The sequence below is a fragment of the Citrobacter sp. Cb023 genome (assembly GCF_030336805.1).
Taxonomy (GTDB): domain Bacteria; phylum Pseudomonadota; class Gammaproteobacteria; order Enterobacterales; family Enterobacteriaceae; genus Citrobacter; species Citrobacter braakii.
The window spans coordinates 381,906-406,328 of record NZ_JAOWCV010000032.1 but is presented as its reverse complement, the minus strand read 5'-3'; the positions used below and the strand labels follow the sequence as shown (position 1 = coordinate 406,328).

Below are 24,423 nucleotides of genomic sequence, written 5' to 3'. Positions count from 1 at the left end.
GACTAACTAATTACACCTTCTCCGGCTGTGGAGAAAGCTCCGACAGCATCCTGCGCTTTAGTCTTTGTCCCGCAATTGGGCGAAACAGCAAACCATTGCAGAACATATCCTATCTTACTTCAAATCGGCCTGAACCTGGTGCAGCGGTTTTGCCCACGGATTTTTCGCCTGAATATCGGCGGGTAGCGTAGACACTGCACGTTTCGCATCTTCTTTAGACGCATACACGCCTGTTACCAGAACATACCACGGTTGACCGTTACGCGTCGTCTGATACACCACGTAGTTTTTCAGGTTTTCTTTCTTCGCCCAACCGTTAAGGTTGTCGTAGTTAGAAGAACTGCTGAGCTGCAGCGTGTAATGGCTGGACGGCGCAGATTTTAACGCTCCGACATTTCCTGCACTTTTCGCTCCACCAGCAACAGGTGTTGACGTTGTTGCCGTCGCAGTTGGCGCAGGCGTTGTAGTCGCGGTTGCTTTCGGCTCAACGGTCGCCTTCGGCGTAGCGGTAACCACAGGTGCTTTGGTTGTGGTCGTCGGCGCAGTTGCAGTTGGTTTTGCCTGAGCAACAGGTTTCGGCTCTGTCTGCGTCGCTTTCACCGTAGTTTGCGGTTTGCTCTTCGGCTCAATAACGGCCTGTTTACGTTCCTGGTGTGTCGCAGCAGGGCGTTCAGCCGTTTCCGTTTTCGCAGTCTGGCGCACAGCATTACCATTACGAACTGGCGCAACGGTCGCCGGTTCGGTCGGCAGCGTAGAGTTAACCACTACATTGTTAACCTGCTCCTGGCCTTGCGGTTGCGTCAGAGCGTTGTTCAGATCGCCCTGCACTTCAACACGCTGCTGGCCTTCAGTTGCCGCAGGTGTCTGACCTTGAGTTGGGGTAGAGGAAATCGGCGGTAGGGAAACATCCTGCTGGGTATTGCCAGCGGTCTGCTCAGCGCCTGTTGCAGGCGTAGTCGTGCTCGCCTGATCCGTCGCGTTGTTGCCAGAAAGATCGATGCTCTTCTCACCAGATCCAGCCTGCTCACTGGGAGATGATGAGGGGGCTTTCAGCGCAGAACCGATACCGATGATCAGCAGCAACAGCACCAGGACACCGACACCCATCATCATATACTGACGAGAGGCAGGCTTGCTGGCGGGTTTCTTACGCTTGCGCGGACGGCGTTCTACACGCTCTTCATCCACGTCATCGTCATCAGACTCATACTCTTCTTCAATGTCCCGTTCTTCTTCACGCTCTTTACGTGCGCGCGCAGGACGGCGATCGTCAGCATCCAGATCAACATCATCAAAATTGATTTGCGGCTCATTATCGCGTTCAGACGATTGACGAGAACGACCAGTACGACGATCGCTGGGATCGGGTTTCAGCTCGTCTTCTGGTTTGAATTCATCCATTTAACACCCCACTCAAAGGTTAATGCTTACGACTTTGCACATAACCTGAAGCTAAAAGACCTACGTTTCGCAACGCAAGCCAGACCTTTCTTGTTGTTACGCCGGCTGGCAATCAGCAATAGCGTTAAGAACCACCTCGTGCGACACTCCGCCGCGCACTTCACTCTTCCCTATAGCCCGCGGAAGCACTAAACGAATCTCTCCCGCTAACACTTTTTTATCTCGCAGCATGTGCGGCAGATAAGCCTCGCTGGACATTTCACGCGGTCCATTGGCCGGCAAGCCCGCTCGCTGCAGCAGCGTAATGATGCGCTGCGTATCAGCAGAGGTAAACTGTCCAAGACGTTCTGACGTACGAGCAGCCATTACCATACCTGCTGCAACGGCTTCACCATGTAACCAATTGCCATAACCCATTTCAGCTTCGATCGCATGGCCAAACGTGTGTCCCAGATTCAGTAAAGCACGTAAGCCCATTTCACGCTCGTCCGCTGCGACAACTTCTGCTTTCAGCTCACAACAACGACGAATACAGTACGCCATCGCCGGACCATCCAGACGCAATAACGCATCCAGATTTTCTTCCAGCCAACTGAAAAATTCACCGTCAAGGATGATGCCGTATTTGATCACTTCCGCCAGCCCCGATGCCAGCTCACGCGCAGGAAGCGTTTTCAGACAATCGAGATCCACCACCACGGACGCCGGTTGGTAAAACGCGCCAATCATGTTTTTACCGAGGGGATGGTTTACGGCGGTTTTGCCGCCAACGGAGGAGTCGACCTGCGACAACAGGGTTGTCGGGACTTGAATAAAACGAACACCACGCTGATAGCTGGCTGCCGCAAAACCGGTCAGATCGCCTATCACGCCGCCGCCAAGTGCGACTAACGTGGTATCACGACCGTGCGGTTTTTGCAGTAACGCAGTGAAAACCGTATCCAGAACCGTCAGGCTTTTATACTGCTCGCCATCGGGAAGGATAACGCTATCAACGTTAACACCCGCCTGTTCAAGTACGCCGCGAACCTTATCGAGATAAAGGGGAGCCAGGGTTTCGTTGGTTACCAACATAACCTGATCGCCCGATTTCAGCGGTAAGAATGAAGCTGGCTCATTAAACAAACCAGCCGCGATGGTGATAGGGTAACTACGTTCCCCGAGAGTGACTGTAATCCTCTCCATTACGCGACATCCACCTTAGTTACTTGTACCCGCAGACGAGTGTGTATTCAGCCAGAATTAGTTGCTTTCCAGCATATGAATAATCTGGTTTGCTACGACTTTTGCGCTCTGATCGTCGGTGCGAATGGTCACGTCAGCAATCTCTTCGTACAGAGGATTGCGTTCGTCAGCCAACGCTTCCAGAACTTCACGAGGCGGCGATTCTACCTGCAGCAGCGGGCGTTTCTTGTCACGTTGAGTTCGCGCAAGTTGTTTTTCAATTGTCGTTTCAAGATAGACCACGACGCCACGCGCGGAAAGACGGTTACGTGTTTCACGTGATTTAACAGAGCCACCGCCAGTTGCCAGCACAATACCCTGTTTTTCCGTCAACTCGTTGATGACTTTTTCTTCGCGATCACGGAAGCCGTCTTCACCTTCTACATCGAAGACCCAGCCCACATCAGCTCCGGTTCGTTTCTCAATCTCTTGATCAGAATCGTAAAATTCCATATTGAGTTGTTGAGCTAACTGGCGCCCAATAGTGCTTTTTCCGGCACCCATAGGCCCAACCAGAAAGATATTGCGTTTCTCTGCCATTTTTTCGGTACTACTAAGACTATTCGTTAATGGTAAACCCGCTTCGCAGACACTCAGCGCAGCAGGACATGAACTGAAACCTCATAAGATATTGCGAGAGTCAGACTGAAAATTATCTCAATACTCAAGCGGGTTTGGCAACTGAATAAATCACCAAACCTTACGCATTTCTGGTCGTGGCAGGCATGCTACCCTGCAAACATCAGACCTGGCGACGTATCGCGCAGCCAAATGACACCAAATAAGCCTATGACACACCACCAGAAAGGCAAAGCGTATTTACTGCCGCATAAGTAAAGAAAAGTACCGACACTCAAATCGGTACTCCTTGTATGCTAAATACACCCGCACGTCAAATCTCTGAAACGTGTTCAGTGCAAAAACAACGGCTTTTCATGCATAAGTTATTGCGTTGAAACCAGTCTGGGCGTAATAAAAACCACTAATTCACGCCGTTCGTCTTCTTTACCATCATGACGAAAGAGAGAGCCAAGCCAGGGGATGTCGCCCAACAGCGGCACGCTGTCGGCTGCGGATTTATTCTTATGTGAAAAAATCCCGCCCAGCGCAATCGTCTCGCCGCTTTTTACCTCGACCTGAGTTTCAATCTCCTGCTTATCAATAGCCAGAACTTCGCCATCCGCCTGCTGTAGCACCTGCCCGGGAACATTCTGGCTGATATGCAGTTTCAGTCTGATTCGTCCTTTCTGCAATACGGTGGGCGTGACTTCCATCCCTAATACAGCTTCCTTGAACTCGACGGATGTCGCGCCGCTTTCACCGCTGGAGACCTGATAAGGGATCTCACTACCCTGCTTAATACTGGCAGGTTGCAGGTGAGAAGCCAGTAAGCGTGGACTGGCGATGATGTCCAACTGCTGTTTTTGCTCCAGCGCAGACAGCTCCAGCTCGAGTAAACGACCGTTAATACGGCCAATGTTAAATCCCACACGGGATGTGGCTGTGGATACAGAAAGATCGCTGGCAAGCGTTGTGACGTTCCCCACCGCCCCCGATTGCTGTGCGTCAGCCAGCGACCACTTCACCCCCAGCTCACGCAAGCTTTTTTCATTAATCGTCACGATATGCGCCGCCAGTTCGACTTGTGCAACCGGCAGATCCATTTGCGCCACCCACGTTTCCAGTGCGTTAAGCGCAACGCTATTATCACGCAGCAGTAAGCGGTTGGTGCGTTTATCCACCGTCATGCTTCCTTTGGCGCTGAGCAGCTTTTCTCCGGCTTTTGCCAGCTCGGAGGCATCAGCATATTGCAAAATGATACTGCGATGTTCCAACGGCAGGCTGGCCTGAAGCCGTGCCTGCTCATTGTCCTGACGAGCCGCATTTTCACTCTGCCATTGAACAGAATGCACATGCAGAATGTTGCCTTCCTGACGTAATACCAGCCCGGCGCTTTTCACCACTGTTTGCAATGCCTGCTTCCAGGGCACATCCGTCAAATGCAGTGACAGCACACCGCTGACATCCGGTGAAACTACCAGGTTTTTCTTTTCCTGTTCGGCCAGCGCCTGCAATACCTGCACAACCGGCACATCATCGACCACCAGCGTCACGTTTTGTGATTTCGCCGCCAGTACGCTCTGAATCCCGACCACCAGTACGAGTACTATCCATGCCATCCATCGCTTCATTTATCGCTCCTTGTCGTTGCCACTGCCACTGCGACGGCTCGCAGTTTTTCCCTGTGTCGAGGGTTACGCTCTGGGCCGTTATCTGCGTAACCGTCCAACCGTTTTTCAGGACATCATTTCGCTCAACCCGCTGCCATTTTTTCTGGCTATCCTGAACAATGCCAATGGGTCGCGCGCCCTGGCTCAATATTCCCTGATAGCGCCATGCCGACAGCTCAGCAATTTGGCAACGGTCCTCCGGTGGCAGGAAGGGATTACGCATACCGGTGAGTATCAGTACGCTTACGCACGCCAACAGCCAGCGTTCAACCATCATTCAGGCGCTCCAGTTGTAGTGTTAACAGCAGCTCCGCACCTTCTGCGTAAAGAGAAAACCGGCTGACGTTCATCCCTTGCTCCGCTAATTGGTCAAACATCGGCGGGATGACATTCCAGCCTGGCTTCAGCGTCATTTCTCCGCCCTGTGCGGAGGGTTGCCAGTGGATAAGATGTGCAAGAGGAGTCTGAAACAGCAGTGGGGAGAACGGAATCAGCGTCTCTTCAGGCTCTTCTGGCGATGCCGCCAGCAGATATAAATTTCGCCATTGTGCCTGAATGGCCGCTCGTTGCTGATTTAGCGCCTCTTGTTGCATAACCCGTTTCTGCGCGGTGGAGCTGAGGCATAACATGACGACGATGAGCAGTCCCAGCATCCAGCCACAGCCGCAGATGAGCCGAAAGCGCGGCGACTGCGCTAACCAGCTATCACAAAGCGTTTTCATGCGCACCGCTCCGCATCAGTCGATAGTGGAATTGCCAGCGTCCCTGCGCATCCTGCTGCGTTTCGCCAGGGCTACCCAATTTAAACAGCGGCAGCTGGCGTAATTGCGCTTCCAGCGCCTTCAGCGCGGCAAAGCTCAGCGTGTTTCCCGTCAGTTCCAGTGTCTCCTGCTGCCAGGTTATTTTTGTTAACCACGCCTGCTCCGGCAGTAATTCCGCCAGCCCTTGCAAAACCCGCTGCCAGCTTCGGGTCTGCTCACGCTGTTTGTTCCGCGCTTGAACCTGTTGCCATCGTTGCTGGCGCTGCTGCACACGCGACTTTAGCGCCATTAAAGCCTCGGCCCGCGTCTTTTCGGCATCCGCTAACAACAATTCGACCTGGTTTTCTACGCTCAAAACGCTGTAATAGCGCAACAACACGCCGCTACTAAGCAGTAGCGAAGCGCCAAATAAAAAACTCCAGAAGCGTAGGCAGGCGCGACGTCGCGTCTGGCGCCAGGGCAGAAGATTGATGGTCGCTATCATCAACATGTGCCTCCCATAGCGAGTCCCAGTGCAATGGTGAAGCGATGGCTTTGCGTTGGAATTGGCGGCTGGCGTACAGACACCACGCTTAAAGGATCGAAGCCGCTGGGATCGCATAGCGCAATGGCTGTCGTGGAAAGCGATAATGTCGCGGCAAGCTCGTCGATACAGCCAATATCGCCCGTTGATTTACGCCCCCATGCCGAACGGGTCGCCCATAGCCACTGGGTGTCATCACGCCATACCAGACACTGATGACGTTCTGGCAGGTAAGGTATAAATCGCTGTAACGCGCTGGCATCCGGCGTAATCGCCGTAACCTGTACCTTCAACGTTTGGATAAGCGTCAGAAGCGCTGAAATCTCTTTGCTTTGCGCGGCAGTGACGTTAAACGCCGGGCTTAACGTGTCTTCGCTATAATCAAAATGCAGCGCATCCGGCGCCATATCCAGCTCACGCGCCATCGAACCGGATAACCATGCGGCTTGCTCCGGCTCGCGCAGCATCATTTCCGGACGAGGGTACTTTTTTTGTAACGTCCTGTTGGCAGGAAAAGAGAGATAAATATGGTGTCGGCGAGGAAGCTCCCGGCTCCACGGCAGTAGCGCTGCGACAAGCTGTTCAGGCTCGCGAATATGGCCATCGACGATAACCTGAGGCGTCAGCGGTATACGCCACCAGCGCTGGAGAAACCAACCGGATGCGTCGTGAACTACGGCGACAGCCAGCGCTTCATGTTGCTGAATATGCAGACCAATTTTCCAAATATTGAAAGCCATTGCTGATGATCTCCTTATCACCCGTTGCTTTAACGGGTATATCAATGCGTCTGGCTTGCCTTTATACTACCGCGCGTTTGTTTATAAACTGCCCAAATGCCACTAAATGGGAAATCTCCAGTGAAGTTCGTAAAGTATTTATTAATCCTTGCAGTATGTTGCATCCTGCTGGGAGCAGGTTCGATTTATGGCCTCTACCGCTATATTGAGCCGCAATTACCTGACGTCGCGACGCTCAAAGATGTGCGTTTACAGATCCCGATGCAGGTTTACAGCGCTGATGGCGAGCTGATCGCGCAATATGGCGAGAAACGTCGAATCCCGGTCACCCTGGATCAGATGCCGCCGGTAATGGTTAAAGCCTTTATCGCTACCGAAGACAGTCGTTTTTATGAGCACCACGGGGTAGACCCGGTGGGGATCTTCCGTGCTGCCAGCGTCGCGCTATTCTCCGGCCATGCATCGCAAGGGGCCAGCACCATTACCCAACAGTTGGCGAGAAACTTCTTCCTGAGCCCGGAACGTACGCTGATGCGTAAGATCAAAGAAGTGTTCCTGGCGATCCGCATTGAACAACTGCTGAGTAAAGATGAGATCCTCGAACTGTATCTGAACAAGATTTACCTGGGGTATCGCGCTTATGGCGTTGGTGCTGCCGCGCAGGTCTATTTCGGTAAGACGGTTGATCAGCTCAGCTTAAGTGAAATTGCGGTGATTGCCGGTCTGCCAAAAGCGCCGTCAACCTTCAACCCCCTCTATTCGATGGAAAGGGCAACCGCGCGACGTAACGTCGTACTGTCGCGTATGTTGAGCGAAAACTACATCACGCAGGCTCAGTACGATCAGGCGCGCGGCGAAGCCATTGACGCCAACTACCACGCGCCGGAAATCGCCTTCTCCGCGCCGTATCTCTCTGAGATGGTGCGCCAGGAGATGTATAATCGTTATGGCGAGAAAGCCTATGAGGACGGGTATCGCATCACCACCACCATTACGCGCAAAGTACAGCAGGCTGCTCAGCAGGCAGTACGTAACAACGTGATGGATTACGACATGCGCCACGGTTACCGCGGCCCGTCGAACGTGCTGTGGAAAGTGGGCGAAAGCAGTTGGGACAGCAAGAAAATCACCGATACGCTGAAAGCGCTACCGACTTATGGTCCCCTGCTACCGGCGGTTGTTACCAGCGCCAATCCGCAGGAAGCCATTGCCGCGCTGGCGGATGGTACGTCAGTGTCATTACGGATGGATGGCATGCGCTGGGCGCGTCCTTACCGCTCGGATACCCAGCAAGGCCCGACGCCGCGCAAAGTGACTGATGTGGTGCAAACCGGGCAGCAAATCTGGGTACGCCAGGTTGGCGATTCCTGGTGGCTGGCACAAGTACCGGACGTCAACTCCGCACTGGTCTCCATCAATCCGCAAAACGGCGCGGTGCTGGCGCTGGTCGGTGGTTTTGACTTCAACCAGAGCAAGTTTAACCGTGCAACCCAGGCGTTACGCCAGGTGGGTTCCAACATCAAACCATTCCTGTATACCGCCGCGATGGATAAAGGTCTGACGCTGGCGAGCATGCTCAACGACGTGCCGATCTCCCGTTGGGATGCCGGAGCGGGTTCCGACTGGCAGCCGAAGAACTCACCGCCGCAATACGCCGGTCCTATCCGCTTACGTCAGGGGCTGGGTCAGTCGAAAAACGTGGTGATGGTACGCGCCATGCGCGCGATGGGCGTGGATTACGCGGCAGAGTATCTGCAACGTTTCGGCTTCCCGGCACAGAACATTGTGCACACCGAGTCGCTGGCGCTGGGTTCTGCCTCGTTCACGCCGTTGCAGGTGGCGCGCGGTTATGCAGTGATGTCTAATGGCGGCTTCCTGGTCGATCCGTATTTCATCAGTAAAATCGAAAGCGATATGGGCGGCGTTATCTTCGAGGCGAAGCCGAAAATTGCCTGTCCGGAATGCGATATTCCGGTGATTTATGGTGATACCCAGAAATCTAACGTGCTGGAGAACAGTAACGTCGAAGATGTCGCCGTCTCGCAGGAACAGCAGAATGCCGCCGTGCCTATGCCTCAGCTTGAGCAGGCAAACCAGGCGCTGGTCGCGCAAAGCGGAACGCAGGAGTACGCTCCACACGTGATCAACACGCCGCTGGCCTTCCTGATTAAAAGCGCCCTGAACACCAATATCTTTGGTGAGCCGGGCTGGATGGGAACCGGTTGGCGTGCAGGTCGCGATTTACAGCGCCATGATATCGGCGGGAAAACCGGGACCACCAACAGCTCTAAAGATGCATGGTTCTCCGGCTACGGGCCAGGCGTGGTGACGTCGGTATGGATCGGGTTTGATGACCATCGCCGCAATCTCGGACACACGACGGCTTCAGGGGCGATCAAAGACCAGATCTCCGGCTACGAAGGCGGCGCAAAGAGCGCACAGCCTGCCTGGGATGCCTATATGAAGTCCGTGCTGGAAGGCGTGCCTGAGCAGCCGCTGACGCCGCCGCCGGGTATCGTGACGGTCAATATCGATCGCAGCACCGGTCAACTGGCAAGCGGTGGCAACAGCCGCGCAGAATACTTCATTGAAGGCACTCAGCCGACGCAACAGGCGGTGCATGAGGTGGGGACGACCATTATTGATAATGGTGAGACGCACGAACTGTTCTGATCCCTGACCGATCAAAAAAAGGCGCTTCGGCGCCTTTTTTATTATTCGTGAAGAGAATTAAAGCCGCCCTTGTCCTTTCAGCCATTCGCGCACGAGGAACAGCGCACTCACATTACGCGCTTCGTGAAAATCAGGATCTTCCAGCAGGTCCATCAAATGCGCCAGCGGCCAGCGCACCTGCGGTAATGGTTCAGGCTCATCACCTTCCAGCGATTCAGGATATAAGTCCTCCGCCACCACGATGTTCATTTTGCTGGAGAAATAGGACGGCGCCATGCTGAGTTTCTTTAAAAACGTCAGATCTTTTGCGCCAAACCCCACCTCTTCTTTCAGCTCCCGATTCGCCGCTTCATACACGCTTTCGCCAGGATCGATTAACCCCTTGGAAAAACCCAGTTCGTAAGATTCGGTCCCGACCGCGTATTCGCGGATGAGGATCAGGTGGTCGTCCACAATCGGCACAATCATTACCGCTTCACGCGTGGACGGGCGCATACGTTCATAAACGCGGCGTACGCCATTGCTGAACTCAAGGTCCACGCTTTCGACTTTAAACAGCCGGGATTGGGCGACGGTTTCCACTTTCAAAATCGTGGGTTTCTGTAATGATTTGCTCATTGTGAGGATCTTTGCTGTGAAATCTGGGGTTATTGTGCGATATACCGCACGGTTTCGGCAATGTGAATTGCCGTTTATTTACATTTATGTAACGCACTAAAAGTTAATCCCTATTTCAAATTAAAAGTCAATAGGTTGAAATAACTCCAGGAATTTGCTGATATTCCATTTTTAGTGATTTTGCTATGATTCGCATTTACTGGGCTGTACTTAAAGATGCTCAAGTTCGACTCCACACTTGCCGATAGCCAACCACAGAATCACGAATATTGAACAGGGTGCGACTGACCACGCCTGACAGACTAAGTAAGATGGGGAAAGCATGAGCACCATTCTGATTTTTTTAGCTGCTTTGCTGGCCTGCTCATTGCTTGCAGGATGGCTACTCAGAACGAAATCCAGACGGAAAAATTTACCCTTGAGCAACGTCTTCTCAGACGCCTCGAAGCGTAAACTCACGCCTGAAGAGCGCAGTGCAGTCGAAAACTATCTCGAAAGCCTTAGTCAAATTCAGCAGGTACCTGGTCCAACGGGCGCCAGCTCCGCGCCGGTGTCATTAACGCTGAATGCCCAAAGTAATAGCGTCATCGTGCTTACGCACGCGATTACACGTTACGGCATTACTACCGACGATCCTAACAAATGGCGTTACTATCTTGATTCCGTTGAGGTACATCTTCCCCCTTTCTGGGAACAATACATCAATGACGAAAACAGCGTTGAGCTAATCCACACCAATACGATACCGCTGGTTATCTCCCTGAACGGCCATACGCTGCAGGAATATATGCAGGAAGCGCGTGGCTATGCGTTACAGCACACCGCCTCTACCCAGGCGTCCATTCGCGGTGAAGAAAGCGAGCAGATTGAACTGCTGAATATTCGCCAGGAAACCCATGAAGAATATGCGCTTAGCCGCCCGTCGGGATTGCGCGAGGCATTACTGATTGCCGCATCGTTCCTGCTGTTCTTTTTCTGTTTGATAATCCCGGATACGTTTGTTCCGTGGACAGTTGGTGGCGCGGTGCTGCTACTGGCTGCGGGTCTGTGGGGGCTGTTTGCCCCACCGTCTAAAACCGCCCTGCGGGAAATTCATTGTCTGCGCGGTACGCCGCGTCGCTGGGGGCTGTTTGGCGAAAACGACCAGGAGCAAATTAATAATATCTCGCTAGGTATTATTGATCTGATTTATCCACCGCACTGGCAGCCTTACATCGCACAAGATCTTGGCCAGCAAACGGATATCGATATTTATCTCGATCGCCACGTTGTTCGCCAGGGACGTTTTTTATCGCTGCATGACGAAGTCAAAAACTTCCCGTTACAGCACTGGCTGCGCAACGCCGTCATCGCGGGCGGCTCGTTGCTGGTGCTGCTGATGCTGCTGTTTTGGATCCCGCTGGATATGCCGATAAAGCTTACGCTTTCCTGGATGAAGGGCGCACAAACTATCGAAGCCACCAGCGTTAAACAGCTTGAAAACGCGGGCGTTCGCGTGGGTGACACGCTGCATCTGAGCGGTACGGGTATGTGTAACATTCATACCCAGGGGAGCTGGAATGCGCAGCCTTCCGCGCCGTTTATGCCTTTCGATTGCACGCAAATTATCTGGAATGACGCGCGCGCATTACCGCTGCCTGAGTCCGATCTGGTGAATAAAGCCACCGCGCTCACGCAGGCGGTGAACCGCCAACTGCACCCCAAAGCGGATGATGACTCTCGCGTCAGCGCATCGTTACGCTCGGCAATCCAAAAGTCCGGAATGGTGTTACTGGACGATTTTGGCGAGATCGTCCTGAAAACGGCCGATCTGTGCGCGGCCAAAGATGAATGTGTACGTTTAAAAAATGCACTGGTTAACCTTGGTAACAGTAAAGACTGGACGGCGCTGGTGAAACGGGCGAATGCAGGCAAACTGGATGGCGTGAACGTGCTGCTGCGTCCGGTAAGCGCGGAGTCGTTGGATAATCTGGTGAATACCTCTACGGCGCCGTTTATTTCACGCGAGACTGCGCGAGCGGCCCAGACGCTGAATAGCCCAGCCCCTGGCGGTTTCCTGATTATCAGCGACGAAGGCAGCGATCTGGTCGATCAGCCGTGGCCGACAACCTCGCTATATGACTATCCCCCACAGGAACAGTGGAACGCCTTCCAGCGTCTGGCGCAGATGCTGATGCAGACGCCGTTTCGCGCGGAGGGGATCGTCACCAATATTTCGACCGACGCCAATGGCACCCAGCACATTGGCCTGCACCGTATCCCGGATCGTTCAGGATTATGGCGTTACCTTGGCACGACGCTGCTGATGTTCTCCATGCTCGGATGCGCTGTCTACAACAGTATACAGGCTTTCAGACGCTACCAGCGTCACCGCTCCCGCATCACGGAAATTCAGAGCTACTACGAAAGTTGCCTGAATCCAACGCTGATTGACAACCCGGAAAGCCTGATTCGATAACACGCTCGCGCGACAGGATATGCTACCCTGTCGCGCATCATGTTTTCTTCTGGGGAGTTTCCATGCAGATCAATATTGCCTGGCAGGATGTCGATACCGTGTTGTTAGATATGGACGGCACGCTGCTCGACCTGGCATTCGATAACTATTTCTGGCAAAAACTGGTGCCGGAAACCTATGGCGCGAAACAGGGTATCTCTCCCCAGGAAGCCCAGGACTATATTCGTCAGCAGTATCATGCCGTGCAGCATACGCTAAACTGGTACTGCCTGGATTACTGGAGCGAATGCCTGGATCTTGATATTTGCGCCATGACAACGGAACAGGGACCGCGCGCCGTTTTGCGTGAAGATACTGTACCGTTTCTTGATGCCTTAAAAGCCAGCGGCAAGCGCCGTATTTTGCTCACCAACGCGCATCCCCATAACCTGGCGGTGAAGCTGGAGCATACCGGTCTGGCCTCACACCTTGATTTATTACTTTCCACCCACACATTTGGTTATCCCAAAGAGGATCAGCGGTTATGGCACGCTGTGGCTGAAGAAACGGGAATGAGTGCAGAGAAGACGCTGTTTATTGATGACAGCGAACCCATTCTCGACGCCGCTGCTCTGTACGGTATTCGTTACTGCCTCGGCGTGACCAATCCCGACTCAGGCATCGCGGAAAAACAGTACGCACGCCATCCGTCACTGAATGACTACCGCCGACTGATCCCCTCACTGATGTGAAGGAGACGCCATGAAAGAAAAGCCCTCTGCTGAAGTCAGGCTGGATAAATGGCTGTGGGCTGCGCGCTTTTACAAAACGCGTGCGCTAGCCCGCGAAATGGTTGAAGGCGGTAAGGTGCATTACAACGGCCAGCGCAGCAAACCGAGCAAGATTGTCGAGCTGAACGCCACCCTCACCCTGCGCCAGGGAAATGACGAGCGAACGGTCATTATCAAGGCTATTACCGAGCAGCGTCGCCCGGCCACGGAAGCCGTTACGCTGTATGAAGAAACCGCGGAAAGCGTAGAAAAACGCGAAAAAGTGGCGCTGGCGCGTAAACTTAACGCGTTAACCATGCCGCACCCGGACAGGCGACCGGACAAGAAAGAGCGCCGCGACCTGTTACGATTTAAACATGGCGACAGCGAGTGACTGTCACCTGCAAGAGAGATGATTATGCCGCAACATGACCAATTACATCGTTATCTGTTTGAAAACTTTGCCGTGCGCGGCGAGCTGGTGACCGTTTCGGAAACCCTGCAACAGATCCTCGAAAATCATACTTACCCGCAGCCGGTCAAGAACGTACTGGCTGAACTGCTGGTCGCCACCAGCCTGCTCACCGCCACGCTGAAGTTTGCCGGTGATATCACCGTACAGCTGCAGGGCGATGGTCCGCTGAGCCTGGCCGTCATTAACGGCAACAACAATCAGCAGATGCGCGGCGTGGCCCGTATGCAGGGCGATATCCCTGAAGGCGCTGATCTCAAAACGCTGGTAGGCAACGGCTACCTGGTGATCACCATTACCCCAGAAGAAGGGGAGCGCTATCAGGGCGTGGTTGGTCTGGAAGGCGACACGCTGGCCGCCTGTCTGGAAGATTACTTCATGCGTTCTGAACAGTTGCCGACACGTCTGTTTATCCGTACTGGCGACGTCGATGGCAAACCCGCTGCTGGCGGGATGCTTCTGCAGGTAATGCCGGCGCAAAACGCGCAGGCAGATGATTTCGATCACCTGACAGCCCTGACCGAAACCATCAAAACTGAAGAGCTGTTAACGCTCCCGGCCAACGAAGTGCTGTGGCGCTTGTACCACGAAGAAGAGGTTACTCTCTACGATCCGCAGGACGTTGAGTTCAAATGCACCTGTTCACGCGAACGCTGCGCTGGCGCACTGAAAACGCTGCCGGACGAAGAAGTGGACAGCATTCTGGCGGAAGAAGGCGAGATCGATATGCACTGCGATTACTGCGGGAGCCACTATCTGTTTAACGCCATGGACATTGCTGAGATCCGCAGCAACGCTTCCCCGGCGGACCCGCAGGTACATTAATCACCACTGCCTATCCGGCCCACTATCGTCGACCGGATAGGTGTTCGCACCGCCATCCATCAAAACGCTATCCGCAACACGCTCACTCGTTGTAATAATTCATCGGCAATCGAGTGCCATTAATGGTGATATCACGCCAAACTCTGGGGGCTGAATCCAGTTGATGATTCGCCACCGCCTGCAGCAGTTTATCCTTATTGAATCCTGCAGGTAGCTGACCTGATGCGATGAGTTCCCATTTATCCTCTTTCCTGGCAAAGACCAGACTCTCACCATCGCCAAAAGCATACAGCACCTGCTCAGGCTTACCATCAGCATTGAGGTCCTGATCGACCAGGACGCATGCATCCTGCTCAACGCAGGATGTAATGCGGTAGCTCTGCCCTTTGACAAACGCCCAGAAGGTCTCATCGGGTTGCCTGCTACCTGGTGCAATCATCACTTTCGGCGCTAGTTGAGTGGTAGTCAGGTTCTGAATGGGATCGCGACGTCCTTGCAGCAGAGAATTTAAGTCGCGCCGGCGCTTACTGTCTTGGTTAAACGCCGCATCTTTTTGTAATGCCTCCAACGCCGCATGTCCCGGTTTTCCGCTATTACTCAACATATACAGGCTGACCTGATCCGGCTTAATTTTCCCGCTGTGATACCGCCCCATATGGCTGTTGACGCTGATGCGCCAGGCATCAATAACCGGCGACGACAGCAAAATCAACAGCCCCAACGCCAGCAACGACACGCAAAGAATCACCTTCCCCTGAAGCTCAAGCGGATTGCGCCCACGGCGTAAAATACTCGCCAGATAGCCAAACGACCAGAGCAGCAGCACGCAGACCACCAGCACGCCATATAAGCGCTCGGGCGTCCAACCGTACTGTTGAATTCGCACCCACAGTGACCAACCGGCAATCAGCATATAGATGGGCGCGACAACCAGGGCGCATTTGATCAGGTAGCGTAACGCGGCTGGATAGGGAAGCGCCTCTTTCTGCGGCTCGCGAACGATAGCCATCAACAGCAGCAGGAGCAGCGCCAGCGTTGACATCAACCCGGCCGCAGACACCCGCTGCGAGATAGCCTCCAGGCCGGTGAAGGGTAAGGTCAGTACAAACATCAGCGCCAGCAGCGCGACCAGGGGTAACAGACCGGTGGCGATCAAAGTCAGTAACTTTTGGACCGCCGCAACCAAACGCGACTGCGTGCGGGTCAGTACCACCGCCAGTGCGGTAACCAGGCCAAAGGCCACGTAGCCAAACCAGTCGGTATCAAAGAAAAGCGTGTCGAAGAAGGTAATACCAACGAGCTTAAACATCTCGCTCCATAGCAGGAGCACCATCCAGAACAGACCGTTGGCGACAAAGACAATCAGTAACGTCAGCGCATTAAGCCACAAACTAGCATAAAACTGCGCATAGCGGGCCTGCTGGCGGGATGCGTGGAGCGAGTACTGAATCCATGGCAATGCCAGCATCGCCATCAGCAGTAAGCGCCAGCCGTACAACATAAAAATATCATTTTGCCGCCACTTATCGCTGCCCTCGACTTGCCACTTTAGCCAGACGCTCATCGCCAGCACGACAACAAAGATCAGCGCCATCCAGTACCACAGCGCACGTTGTTTGAAAGAGACAACGGTGAGTAAAAGCGCCGAGGAGAGAGCAATTGTCGCGGGCATGCCATAGAACAGCCAGCCGTCATTATGCGGCACCAGATATGTCATCAGCAGGTAGCACAATATCCCCTGTAACAGGCCGATAGATATCATGCCCCAGCGAGTAGTACGTGAAAGTTCAACACTATCCATGTCGTCACCCAGAATGAAGAGAAAAGGTAATTATTGCATCAACTTCACAATTTTGAGCATTGATAGGCCGATCCCGGACCACTGCGACGGGAAGTGAATCGATATTGTTTATGTATGAGTTACGTTATTTTCTTACGTGAATGCGATTACACTCACAAGTTTCCCGCCAAAAACACTCTCCATTAACGTTTTAAGAACATTTTCCACAACAAAAAAGGGTTTCCTGCCATAATATCCGCCTCTTTGTGACAGGAGTCGCAGCGCATTCGGTTATCCGTGATTTTCCCGGATGCGTAAATCTATGAGCCTTGTCGCGGTTAGCAATCCCTAAAAAACCTTACTATTCCAGGTAATACATATTGGCTAAGGAGCAGTGAAATGCGTGTGAACAACAGTTTAACCCCGCAAGATCTCAAGGCTTATGGTATCAATGACGTTCAGGATATCGTTTACAATCCAGACTACGACACGCTTTTCCAGGAGGAACTTGATCCAAACCTGGAAGGTTATGAGCGTGGCGTGTTAACAAACCTGGGCGCCGTTGCCGTTGATACCGGTATCTTTACCGGACGTTCGCCAAAGGATAAGTATATTGTCCGTGACGACACCACGCGCGACACGCTCTGGTGGTCCGACAAAGGTAAAGGTAAGAACGACAACAAACCGCTCTCCCCGGAAACCTGGCAGCATCTGAAAGGATTAGTCACCCAGCAGCTTTCCGGTAAGCGTCTGTTTATCATTGATGCATTCTGCGGCGCTAACGCCGATACCCGCCTTTCCGTACGCTTCATTACCGAAGTAGCCTGGCAGGCGCATTTTGTTAAAAACATGTTCATCCGCCCAAGCGACGAAGAGCTGGTTGATTTCAAACCTGATTTCATCGTGATGAATGGCGCTAAATGCACTAACCCGCAATGGAAAGAGCAGGGTCTGAACTCCGAAAACTTCGTGGCTTTCAACCTGACTGAGCGTATCCAGTTGATTGGTGGCACCTGGTACGGCGGCGAAATGAAGAAAGGTATGTTCTCCGTAATGAACTACCTGCTGCCGCTGAAAGGCATTGCCTCCATGCACTGCTCGGCAAACGTCGGGGAAAAAGGTGATGTGGCAGTCTTCTTTGGCCTGTCCGGCACAGGAAAAACAACGCTGTCCACCGATCCGAAACGCCGCCTGATTGGCGATGACGAACACGGCTGGGATGACGACGGCGTGTTTAACTTTGAAGGCGGTTGCTACGCGAAGACCATCAAACTGTCTAAAGATGCCGAGCCGGAAATCTACAACGCAATCCGTCGTGACGCGCTGCTGGAAAACGTCACCGTGCGCGCAGATGGTTCCATCGACTTCGACGACGGTTCCAAAACCGAAAACACCCGCGTGTCCTACCCGATTTATCACATCGATAACATCGTTAAGCCGGTGTCAAAAGCGGGTCACGCCACCAAAGTGATCTTCCTGACCGCCGACGCGTTTGGCGTGCTGCCGCCGGTCTCTCGCCTGACGGCAGACCAAACCCAGTACCACTTCCTGTCTGGCTTCACCGCCAAACTGGCCGGTACCGAACGTGGCGTCACCGAACCGACCCCAACCTTCTCAGCCTGCTTTGGCGCAGCATTCCTGTCACTGCACCCAACGCAGTACGCAGAAGTACTGGTGAAACGTATGCAGGCGGCAGGTGCGCAGGCATATCTGGTTAACACCGGCTGGAACGGTACCGGCAAGCGTATCTCTATCAAAGATACTCGCGCGATTATCGACGCTATCCTGAACGGTTCGCTGGATGACGCAGAAACGTTCCGTCTGCCGATGTTTGACCTGGCTATCCCAACCGAGCTGCCGGGCGTGGATACTCGCATTCTCGATCCGCGTAATACCTATGCTTCTCCGGAGCAGTGGCAGGAAAAAGCCAACGCACTGGCGAAACTGTTTATAGAGAACTTCGAGAAATACACCGATACCCCTGCGGGTGAAGCGCTGGTTAGCGCCGGACCGAAGCTGTAACGAAGAGTGCCGGATGGCGGTTTCGCCTTATCCGGCCTACAGCAACAAAAAGGGAGGCATTTCGCCTCCCTTTCTTATGCGTCTTTCGTGATGCCCTGCGCGCGAGTGAAGGGAACCGGAAGCCAGGCGCGGATCGACAACCCTCCTCGTTCACTGGTGCCAATTTCCAGCATACCGTTATGGTTATCGATAATACGCTGCACAATCGCCAGACCCAGGCCCGTGCCGCTGGTACTACGCGCGCTGTCGCCGCGGACAAACGGCTGGAACAGGTGTTTACGCTGCTCCGGCTTGATGCCCGGACCATCATCTTCTACCTGGAACCAGGCGCGATGCGTCTCCGTACCGCTGCTGACCTTAATCCAGCCGTTGCCGTAACGGGCGGCGTTAACCACCATATTGGCAACCGCACGCTTGATCGACAGCGGGTGCATTTTCACCTGAATGCTGCCCGGCAGCAGCGCAGTTTCGATTTCACGTTCATAGCCGCTTTCCGCTGCGACCACTTCGCCTAACACCGAGTTCAGATCCGCCATCTCCATCGGCATCTCCTGACCGGTACGCAGATAATCGATGAACTGCTCGATAATGGCATTACACTCTTCGATGTCCTTATTGATGGACTCCGCGAGATAACCATCCTCTTCGCCCATCATTTCGGTCGCCAGGCGAATACGCGTCAGCGGAGTACGTAAATCGTGGCTCACGCCCGCCATTAACAGCGTACGGTCATCGGCCAGTTGCTTCACCCCCGCAGCCATATGGTTAAAGGCTCGGGTAACGGAGCGCACCTCTGAAGCACCATACTCACGCAGCGGCGGCGGAATGATACCTTTCCCCACCTGCAGCGCCGCATGTTCAAGATCCACCAGCGGTCGGTTCTGGATACGGATAAACAGCCACGCGCCACCGATAGCCAACAGCATAATCGCCAGCGTATAGCGGAACAGCGGTGAGAAATCGCCCTGATGGATCTCCGTCAGCGGGACGCGTACCCAGATATTGGGCGACAGCCAGGTTTTCAGCCATACGACCGGCGAGCTTTTGTTCACCTCAACGCGGACTTCCGTCGGACCGCCCAGTTGCTGCGCCATCTGATGGCTTAAGAATTCATAGTGTTGCGCCCAACGCAGTCCAGCTTCTTCAGCGGCCTCGTTGGAATAGAGGGAAATACCCAGCTCACGATAAATTTCCCGGCGGAATGCGGGCGGCACCACCAGTTGCGTACCGTCCTCCAGCTGCAGTTTATCGGTCATCAGCATACGAACTTCGTAGGCCAGGACCTTATTAAACTGCTGGAGGCTCGGCAGTATCGCGAAGTTCAGCACTACCAGGTAAGTCGTCACCAGGCTGGCAAACAGCAAGGTGACGATGAGCAATAACGTGCGGGCAAACGAACTTCGTGGCGAGAAGCGCATTCGCCTCATGCTTTAGAACCGTCCGGAACAAAGACGTAGCCGAGACCCCACACGGTCTGAATGTAGCGCGGATGCGCCGGGTCCTCTTCCACCATACGGCGCAGACGAGAAATCTGGACATCGATAGAACGCTCCATCGCCGAATATTCACGACCACGGGCCAGGTTCATCAGCTTATCGCGGGACAGCGGCTCGCGCGGGTGGCTTACCAGCGCTTTCAGTACCGCAAATTCCCCACTGGTGAGCGGCATTGGCTCATCTTCACGGAACATTTCACGCGTACCGAGGTTCAGTTTAAACTTACCAAAAGCAATGACCGCTTCTTCCTGAGAAGGCGCGCCCGGCAGTTCGTTCGCCTGACGACGCAGTACAGCGCGAATACGCGCCAGCAGTTCTCGCGGGTTAAACGGCTTCGGAATGTAATCGTCAGCGCCGATTTCCAGTCCAACGATACGATCGACTTCTTCACCCTTCGCCGTGACCATAATGATCGGCATCGGGTTGCTTTGACTGCGCAGGCGACGGCAAATAGACAGGCCATCTTCTCCCGGCAGCATTAAATCCAGCACCATCAGGTGAAAGGACTCACGGGTCAGCAGACGATCCATCTGCTCAGCGTTAGCGACGCTTCGAACCTGGAAGCCCTGCTCGGTCAGATAACGCTCCAGAAGCGCACGCAAGCGCATGTCGTCATCGACCACCAGAATCTTATAGTTCTCTTGCATTGTTATTACTCCCAAAGGTTCGCAACAATTAAGTGTATATTCTTAAGAAAGCTAACGTGAGTCACCAGCGAATTCTGGTATGAATTCCAGGCTAAATTGTTACAAAGCATATTAAACAGCAGCTTAAGTATACAATGTTTCTCGCAATACATTATTTATTCTGTTGATATGCTCGCGTAATACTAATTGTGCGCATCATCACAGAGTCGAAGGTAAAACAATAAGATGAAAACGCCCCTGATAACCCGCGAAGGGTATGAAAAACTCAAACAAGAGCTGAATTACCTCTGGCGTGAAGAGCGCCCGGAAGTCACTAAAAAGGTTACCTGGGCCGCAAGTCTGGGTGACCGCAGCGAAAATGCCGACTACCAGTATAATAAAAAGCGTCTGCGTGAGATCGACCGCCGTGTCCGTTATTTGACCAAGTGCATGGAGAATTTGAAAATCGTCGATTACTCCCCGCAGCAAGAGGGCAAAGTCTTCTTTGGCGCGTGGGTCGAGATTGAAAATGACGATGGCGACATCCGTAAATTCCGTATTGTCGGCTACGATGAGATCTTCGGTCGTAAAGATTACATTTCTATCGACTCACCGATGGCGCGGGCGCTGCTGAAAAAAGAGGTCGGCGATCTCGCGATAGTCAACACCCCTGGTGGTGAAGCCAGTTGGTACGTGAACGAAATTGAATACGTTAAGTGAGACCGGAACAATCCGAAGCCCCGGTAGATGACTGGCATTTTTGCCAGTCAATCCGTATAACTATCCCCTGATTTTTTATCCTATAGACGAAGCTATCCATGATGAATGATTCTTTCTGCCGCATTATCGCAGGTGAAATTCAGGCTCGTGCTGAACAGGTAGAAGCTGCCGTTCGCCTGCTTGACGAAGGGAACACCGTGCCGTTTATCGCACGTTATCGTAAGGAAATCACCGGCGGTCTGGACGATACGCAACTGCGTAATCTGGAGACCCGTCTGGGATATCTGCGTGAACTGGAAGACCGCCGTCAGGCAATCCTGAAATCTATCGGCGAGCAAGGCAAACTGACCGACGATCTGGCGAACGCGATCAACGGCACGTTAAGTAAGACCGAACTCGAAGATCTCTATCTGCCGTACAAACCTAAGCGCCGCACCCGTGGGCAGATAGCCATTGAGGCCGGACTGGAGCCGCTGGCAGATCTGCTGTGGAACGAACCGTCCCATGACCCGGAAACCGAAGCCGCAAAATATCTCAACGCTGAAAACGGCGTGGCCGATACCAAAGCCGCCCTCGATGGCGCACGCTACATTCTGATGGAGCGCTTCGCCGAAGACGCTGCGCTGCTGGCAAAAGTGCGTGATTATTTGTGGAAAAACGCCCATCTGGTTGCCGCCGTGGTTAGTGGCAAAGAAGAGGAAGGCGCTAAGTTCCGCGATTACTTCGATCACCACGAACCTATTTCTACCGTTCCATCCCACCGTGCGCTGGCCATGTTCCGTGGTCGTAACGAAGGCGTGTTGCAGCTTTCACTAAATGCCGATCCGCAATTCGATGAGCCGCCAAAAGAGAGCCACGGCGAGCAGATTATCCAGGATCACCTGGGACTGCGCCTGAACAACGCCCCCGCTGACAGCTGGCGTAAAGGCGTTGTTAGCTGGACGTGGCGCATCAAAGTGCTGATGCACCTTGAAACTGAGCTGATGGGTACCGTGCGTGAACGTGCGGAAGATGAAGCAATCAACGTCTTTGCCCGTAACCTGCATGACCTGCTGATGGCCGCCCCGGCCGGGCTGCGCGCCACAATGGGTCTCGATCCGGGTCTGCGTACCGGTGTAAAAGTGGCGGTGGTTGACGGTACCGGCAAGCTGGTCGCGACCGACACTATTTATCCGCATACCGGCCAGGCAGCCAAAGCCGCCGTTGCCGTGGCGGCGTTGTGTGAAAAATACAACGTTGAGCTGGTCGCGATTGGTAACGGTACGGCGTCGCGCGAAACCGAGCGTTTCTTCCTCGACGTGCAGAAACAATTCCCGAAAGTGACCGCGCAGAAGGTGATCGTCAGCGAAGCCGGGGCATCGGTTTACTCTGCTTCCGAGCTGGCGGCGCTGGAGTTCCCGGATCTCGATGTTTCGCTGCGTGGCGCGGTGTCTATCGCCCGTCGTTTGCAGGATCCGTTGGCGGAGCTGGTGAAAATCGATCCGAAATCTATCGGCGTGGGCCAGTATCAGCACGATGTTAGCCAGACGCAACTGGCGCGCAAGCTGGATGCGGTGGTGGAAGACTGCGTGAACGCCGTCGGCGTCGATCTGAATACCGCTTCCGTGCCGCTGCTGACCCGCGTTGCCGGCCTGACGCGCATGATGGCGCAAAACATCGTCGCCTGGCGCGATGAGAACGGTCAGTTTCAGAACCGTCAGCAACTGCTAAAAGTTAGCCGCCTGGGGCCAAAAGCCTTTGAACAATGCGCGGGCTTCCTGCGTATCAACCATGGCGATAACCCACTGGATGCTTCTACCGTTCACCCGGAAGCTTATCCGATTGTGGAACGCATTCTGGCCGCAACCGAACAATCGCTGCGTGACCTGATGGGCAACAGCAACGAACTGCGCAATCTGAAAGCAGCCGATTTTACCGACGAACGCTTCGGGGTGCCGACCGTCACCGACATCATCAAAGAGCTGGAAAAACCGGGCCGCGACCCGCGTCCTGAATTTAAAACCGCGCAGTTTGCTGATGGCGTAGAAACCATGAACGATCTGCTGCCGGGAATGATTCTGGAAGGGGCAGTCACTAACGTCACGAACTTCGGCGCGTTTGTTGATATTGGCGTTCATCAGGATGGTCTGGTGCATATCTCTTCATTGTCGAATAAGTTCGTCGAAGATCCACACACCGTGGTGAAAGCGGGCGACATTGTGAAAGTGAAAGTGCTGGAAGTTGACCTACAACGTAAGCGTATCGCACTGACCATGCGTCTGGACGAGCAGCCGGGTGAAACCAATGCGCGTCGCGGCGGCGGGAATAACGATCGCACTCAAAGCAATCGCCCGGCGCCAAAAGCCGCGAAACCTCGTGGTCGTGACGCACAGCCTGCGGGTAACAGCGCCATGATGGATGCGCTGGCGGCGGCAATGGGTAAAAAACGCTAGTGTGACTTTTTTGCCGGATGGGGGGATAACCTCCTTATCCGGCTAACTTGTCGCAATTAATTTGTAAGCCGGATAACACGCGTGAGCGTCGCCATCCGGCATATTTAGTCTATTTCCCGCTTTCTACCGCCATATATTTATCACTTCATTAACAGATGAAACCTTAATTAAACATTAAGATCTTCACTAATTATTTCCGCGAATCATTCGTTCCCAACCAGAATAAATATTGAGGAATATCAAAATTGGCGCAAATTATTATCCAATTGTACATTCCGTCACATTTATTCTATTGATGATAGAAACCATTCTCATTATCATTGATCTGTTGATTATTTACTCTTTCCTTACGTTGGCTAATCATCTGGCCTCATGCCGCCTTGCCGCCTCATGAGGTAATCATCCAGTTAGCGAGATATAAGTAGGTCCCTATGCAATTCACTCCTGACAGTGCGTGGAAAATTACCGGTTTTGCCCGTGAAATCAGCCCGGCTTATCGTCAGAAACTGTTGTCACTTGGCATGCTACCCGGCTCCTCTTTCAACGTGGTACGCGTCGCCCCACTCGGCGATCCTATCCATATCGAAACGCGTCGCGTAAGTCTGGTATTGCGTAAGAAAGATCTGGCGTTATTAGAAGTGGAAGCGGTTTCCTGTTAATACAGTGAGTCTA

Annotated in this window: 21 protein-coding genes; 9 read left to right on the top strand and 12 right to left on the bottom strand. The window is 53.5% G+C overall.

All coding sequences use genetic code 11. The annotated features are described in order from the left end of the window. Window positions 1-114 precede the first annotated feature (114 nt). The 8 genes from damX to OGW44_RS08310 form a co-directional block, all read right to left on the bottom strand. A complete protein-coding gene (gene damX / locus OGW44_RS08345) occupies window positions 115-1,401 on the bottom strand; it encodes a cell division protein DamX (protein ID WP_016157630.1) in 1,287 nt (428 codons plus the stop codon). 96 nt (window positions 1,402-1,497) lie between these two features. Next, window positions 1,498-2,586, bottom strand: a complete 1,089-nt coding sequence (gene aroB, locus OGW44_RS08340) for a 3-dehydroquinate synthase (RefSeq protein ID WP_019078154.1) — start codon at window positions 2,584-2,586, stop codon at window positions 1,498-1,500. A gap of 57 nt (window positions 2,587-2,643) precedes the next feature. Beyond that, window positions 2,644-3,165, bottom strand: coding sequence for a shikimate kinase AroK (gene aroK, locus OGW44_RS08335; protein WP_003023552.1), 522 nt, complete (start codon window positions 3,163-3,165; stop codon window positions 2,644-2,646). Between the two features lie 404 nt (window positions 3,166-3,569). Next, the gene (gene hofQ / locus OGW44_RS08330) at window positions 3,570-4,817 is read right to left on the bottom strand and encodes a DNA uptake porin HofQ (protein ID WP_016157631.1); all 1,248 of its coding nucleotides are present in this window, start codon (window positions 4,815-4,817) and stop codon (window positions 3,570-3,572) included. Beyond that, window positions 4,720-5,133 (bottom strand): HofP DNA utilization family protein, encoded by a 414-nt coding sequence (locus OGW44_RS08325; RefSeq protein WP_016154790.1) that lies wholly within the window; start codon window positions 5,131-5,133, stop codon window positions 4,720-4,722. Before OGW44_RS08325 ends, hofQ begins: the two co-directional genes overlap by 98 nt. Then, a complete protein-coding gene (locus tag OGW44_RS08320) occupies window positions 5,123-5,578 on the bottom strand; it encodes a HofO family protein (RefSeq protein WP_185654948.1) in 456 nt (151 codons plus the stop codon). The genes OGW44_RS08325 and OGW44_RS08320 overlap by 11 nt, the downstream gene beginning before the upstream one ends. After that, window positions 5,562-6,101 (bottom strand): PilN domain-containing protein, encoded by a 540-nt coding sequence (locus OGW44_RS08315; protein WP_016157633.1) that lies wholly within the window; start codon window positions 6,099-6,101, stop codon window positions 5,562-5,564. Before OGW44_RS08315 ends, OGW44_RS08320 begins: the two co-directional genes overlap by 17 nt. After that, window positions 6,101-6,880, bottom strand: coding sequence for a type IV pilus biogenesis protein PilM (locus OGW44_RS08310; protein ID WP_185654947.1), 780 nt, complete (start codon window positions 6,878-6,880; stop codon window positions 6,101-6,103). The genes OGW44_RS08315 and OGW44_RS08310 overlap by 1 nt, the downstream gene beginning before the upstream one ends. Before the next feature lie 120 nt (window positions 6,881-7,000). On the opposite strand from OGW44_RS08310, the gene mrcA reads away from it, so the two are divergent. Beyond that, complete coding sequence (mrcA, locus tag OGW44_RS08305; RefSeq protein ID WP_047415970.1) at window positions 7,001-9,553, top strand: peptidoglycan glycosyltransferase/peptidoglycan DD-transpeptidase MrcA; 2,553 nt, start codon at window positions 7,001-7,003, stop codon at window positions 9,551-9,553. A 57-nt stretch (window positions 9,554-9,610) separates the two neighbouring features. Here the strand turns inward: mrcA and nudE are convergent, their stop codons facing one another. Beyond that, on the bottom strand, window positions 9,611-10,171 hold the full coding sequence (nudE, locus tag OGW44_RS08300) for an ADP compounds hydrolase NudE (RefSeq protein ID WP_016154795.1): 561 nt from the start codon (window positions 10,169-10,171) through the stop codon (window positions 9,611-9,613). A gap of 322 nt (window positions 10,172-10,493) precedes the next feature. Here nudE and igaA point away from each other — a divergent pair, with 322 nt between their 5' ends. The 4 genes from igaA to hslO all read left to right on the top strand — a co-directional run bounded on the left by igaA (window position 10,494) and on the right by hslO (window position 14,675). After that, on the top strand, window positions 10,494-12,629 hold the full coding sequence (gene igaA / locus OGW44_RS08295; RefSeq protein ID WP_019078148.1) for an intracellular growth attenuator protein IgaA: 2,136 nt from the start codon (window positions 10,494-10,496) through the stop codon (window positions 12,627-12,629). A 62-nt stretch (window positions 12,630-12,691) separates the two neighbouring features. Next, window positions 12,692-13,360: a GMP/IMP nucleotidase gene (yrfG, locus tag OGW44_RS08290; protein WP_016157638.1), complete on the top strand. Its 669-nt coding sequence runs from the start codon at window positions 12,692-12,694 to the stop codon at window positions 13,358-13,360. Window positions 13,361-13,370: 10 nt separating this feature from the next. After that, complete coding sequence (gene hslR, locus OGW44_RS08285) at window positions 13,371-13,772, top strand: ribosome-associated heat shock protein Hsp15 (RefSeq protein WP_016157639.1); 402 nt, start codon at window positions 13,371-13,373, stop codon at window positions 13,770-13,772. A gap of 24 nt (window positions 13,773-13,796) precedes the next feature. Continuing rightward, window positions 13,797-14,675 (top strand): Hsp33 family molecular chaperone HslO, encoded by an 879-nt coding sequence (gene hslO / locus OGW44_RS08280; RefSeq protein ID WP_016157640.1) that lies wholly within the window; start codon window positions 13,797-13,799, stop codon window positions 14,673-14,675. Window positions 14,676-14,757: 82 nt separating this feature from the next. On the opposite strand, the gene OGW44_RS08275 is transcribed toward hslO, so the two are convergent. Beyond that, on the bottom strand, window positions 14,758-16,476 hold the full coding sequence (locus OGW44_RS08275) for a DUF4153 domain-containing protein (RefSeq protein WP_185654946.1): 1,719 nt from the start codon (window positions 16,474-16,476) through the stop codon (window positions 14,758-14,760). Between the two features lie 378 nt (window positions 16,477-16,854). Here OGW44_RS08275 and pckA point away from each other — a divergent pair, with 378 nt between their 5' ends. Beyond that, a complete protein-coding gene (gene pckA / locus OGW44_RS08270) occupies window positions 16,855-18,477 on the top strand; it encodes a phosphoenolpyruvate carboxykinase (ATP) (protein ID WP_016154801.1) in 1,623 nt (540 codons plus the stop codon). A 74-nt stretch (window positions 18,478-18,551) separates the two neighbouring features. Here the strand turns inward: pckA and envZ are convergent, their stop codons facing one another. Then, window positions 18,552-19,904 (bottom strand): two-component system sensor histidine kinase EnvZ, encoded by a 1,353-nt coding sequence (gene envZ / locus OGW44_RS08265; protein ID WP_029139732.1) that lies wholly within the window; start codon window positions 19,902-19,904, stop codon window positions 18,552-18,554. Further along, window positions 19,901-20,620 carry an osmolarity response regulator transcription factor OmpR gene (gene ompR, locus OGW44_RS08260; RefSeq protein WP_001157751.1) on the bottom strand — a complete coding sequence of 240 codons (720 nt, stop codon included), beginning with the start codon at window positions 20,618-20,620 and terminating at the stop codon, window positions 19,901-19,903. Before ompR ends, envZ begins: the two co-directional genes overlap by 4 nt. 225 nt (window positions 20,621-20,845) lie before the next feature. On the opposite strand from ompR, the gene greB reads away from it, so the two are divergent. The 3 genes from greB to feoA all read left to right on the top strand — a co-directional run bounded on the left by greB (window position 20,846) and on the right by feoA (window position 24,410). After that, on the top strand, window positions 20,846-21,319 hold the full coding sequence (gene greB, locus OGW44_RS08255) for a transcription elongation factor GreB (protein WP_016154802.1): 474 nt from the start codon (window positions 20,846-20,848) through the stop codon (window positions 21,317-21,319). 98 nt (window positions 21,320-21,417) lie between these two features. Then, window positions 21,418-23,751: a Tex family protein gene (locus OGW44_RS08250; RefSeq protein WP_016154803.1), complete on the top strand. Its 2,334-nt coding sequence runs from the start codon at window positions 21,418-21,420 to the stop codon at window positions 23,749-23,751. A 431-nt stretch (window positions 23,752-24,182) separates the two neighbouring features. After that, complete coding sequence (feoA, locus tag OGW44_RS08245; protein WP_003023519.1) at window positions 24,183-24,410, top strand: ferrous iron transporter A; 228 nt, start codon at window positions 24,183-24,185, stop codon at window positions 24,408-24,410. The last annotated feature ends 13 nt before the right edge of the window (window positions 24,411-24,423 follow it).

Coding starts and splice junctions, on each gene's coding strand:
- damX (WP_016157630.1), bottom strand. CDS start 1,401: ATGGATGAATTCAAACCAGAAGACGAGCTGAAACCCGATCCCAGCGAT.
- aroB (WP_019078154.1), bottom strand. CDS start 2,586: ATGGAGAGGATTACAGTCACTCTCGGGGAACGTAGTTACCCTATCACC.
- aroK (WP_003023552.1), bottom strand. CDS start 3,165: ATGGCAGAGAAACGCAATATCTTTCTGGTTGGGCCTATGGGTGCCGGA.
- hofQ (WP_016157631.1), bottom strand. CDS start 4,817: ATGAAGCGATGGATGGCATGGATAGTACTCGTACTGGTGGTCGGGATT.
- OGW44_RS08325 (WP_016154790.1), bottom strand. CDS start 5,133: ATGATGGTTGAACGCTGGCTGTTGGCGTGCGTAAGCGTACTGATACTC.
- OGW44_RS08320 (WP_185654948.1), bottom strand. CDS start 5,578: ATGAAAACGCTTTGTGATAGCTGGTTAGCGCAGTCGCCGCGCTTTCGG.
- OGW44_RS08315 (WP_016157633.1), bottom strand. CDS start 6,101: ATGATAGCGACCATCAATCTTCTGCCCTGGCGCCAGACGCGACGTCGC.
- OGW44_RS08310 (WP_185654947.1), bottom strand. CDS start 6,880: ATGGCTTTCAATATTTGGAAAATTGGTCTGCATATTCAGCAACATGAA.
- nudE (WP_016154795.1), bottom strand. CDS start 10,171: ATGAGCAAATCATTACAGAAACCCACGATTTTGAAAGTGGAAACCGTC.
- igaA (WP_019078148.1), top strand. CDS start 10,494: ATGAGCACCATTCTGATTTTTTTAGCTGCTTTGCTGGCCTGCTCATTG.
- yrfG (WP_016157638.1), top strand. CDS start 12,692: ATGCAGATCAATATTGCCTGGCAGGATGTCGATACCGTGTTGTTAGAT.
- hslR (WP_016157639.1), top strand. CDS start 13,371: ATGAAAGAAAAGCCCTCTGCTGAAGTCAGGCTGGATAAATGGCTGTGG.
- hslO (WP_016157640.1), top strand. CDS start 13,797: ATGCCGCAACATGACCAATTACATCGTTATCTGTTTGAAAACTTTGCC.
- OGW44_RS08275 (WP_185654946.1), bottom strand. CDS start 16,476: ATGGATAGTGTTGAACTTTCACGTACTACTCGCTGGGGCATGATATCT.
- pckA (WP_016154801.1), top strand. CDS start 16,855: ATGCGTGTGAACAACAGTTTAACCCCGCAAGATCTCAAGGCTTATGGT.
- envZ (WP_029139732.1), bottom strand. CDS start 19,904: ATGAGGCGAATGCGCTTCTCGCCACGAAGTTCGTTTGCCCGCACGTTA.
- ompR (WP_001157751.1), bottom strand. CDS start 20,620: ATGCAAGAGAACTATAAGATTCTGGTGGTCGATGACGACATGCGCTTG.
- greB (WP_016154802.1), top strand. CDS start 20,846: ATGAAAACGCCCCTGATAACCCGCGAAGGGTATGAAAAACTCAAACAA.
- OGW44_RS08250 (WP_016154803.1), top strand. CDS start 21,418: ATGATGAATGATTCTTTCTGCCGCATTATCGCAGGTGAAATTCAGGCT.
- feoA (WP_003023519.1), top strand. CDS start 24,183: ATGCAATTCACTCCTGACAGTGCGTGGAAAATTACCGGTTTTGCCCGT.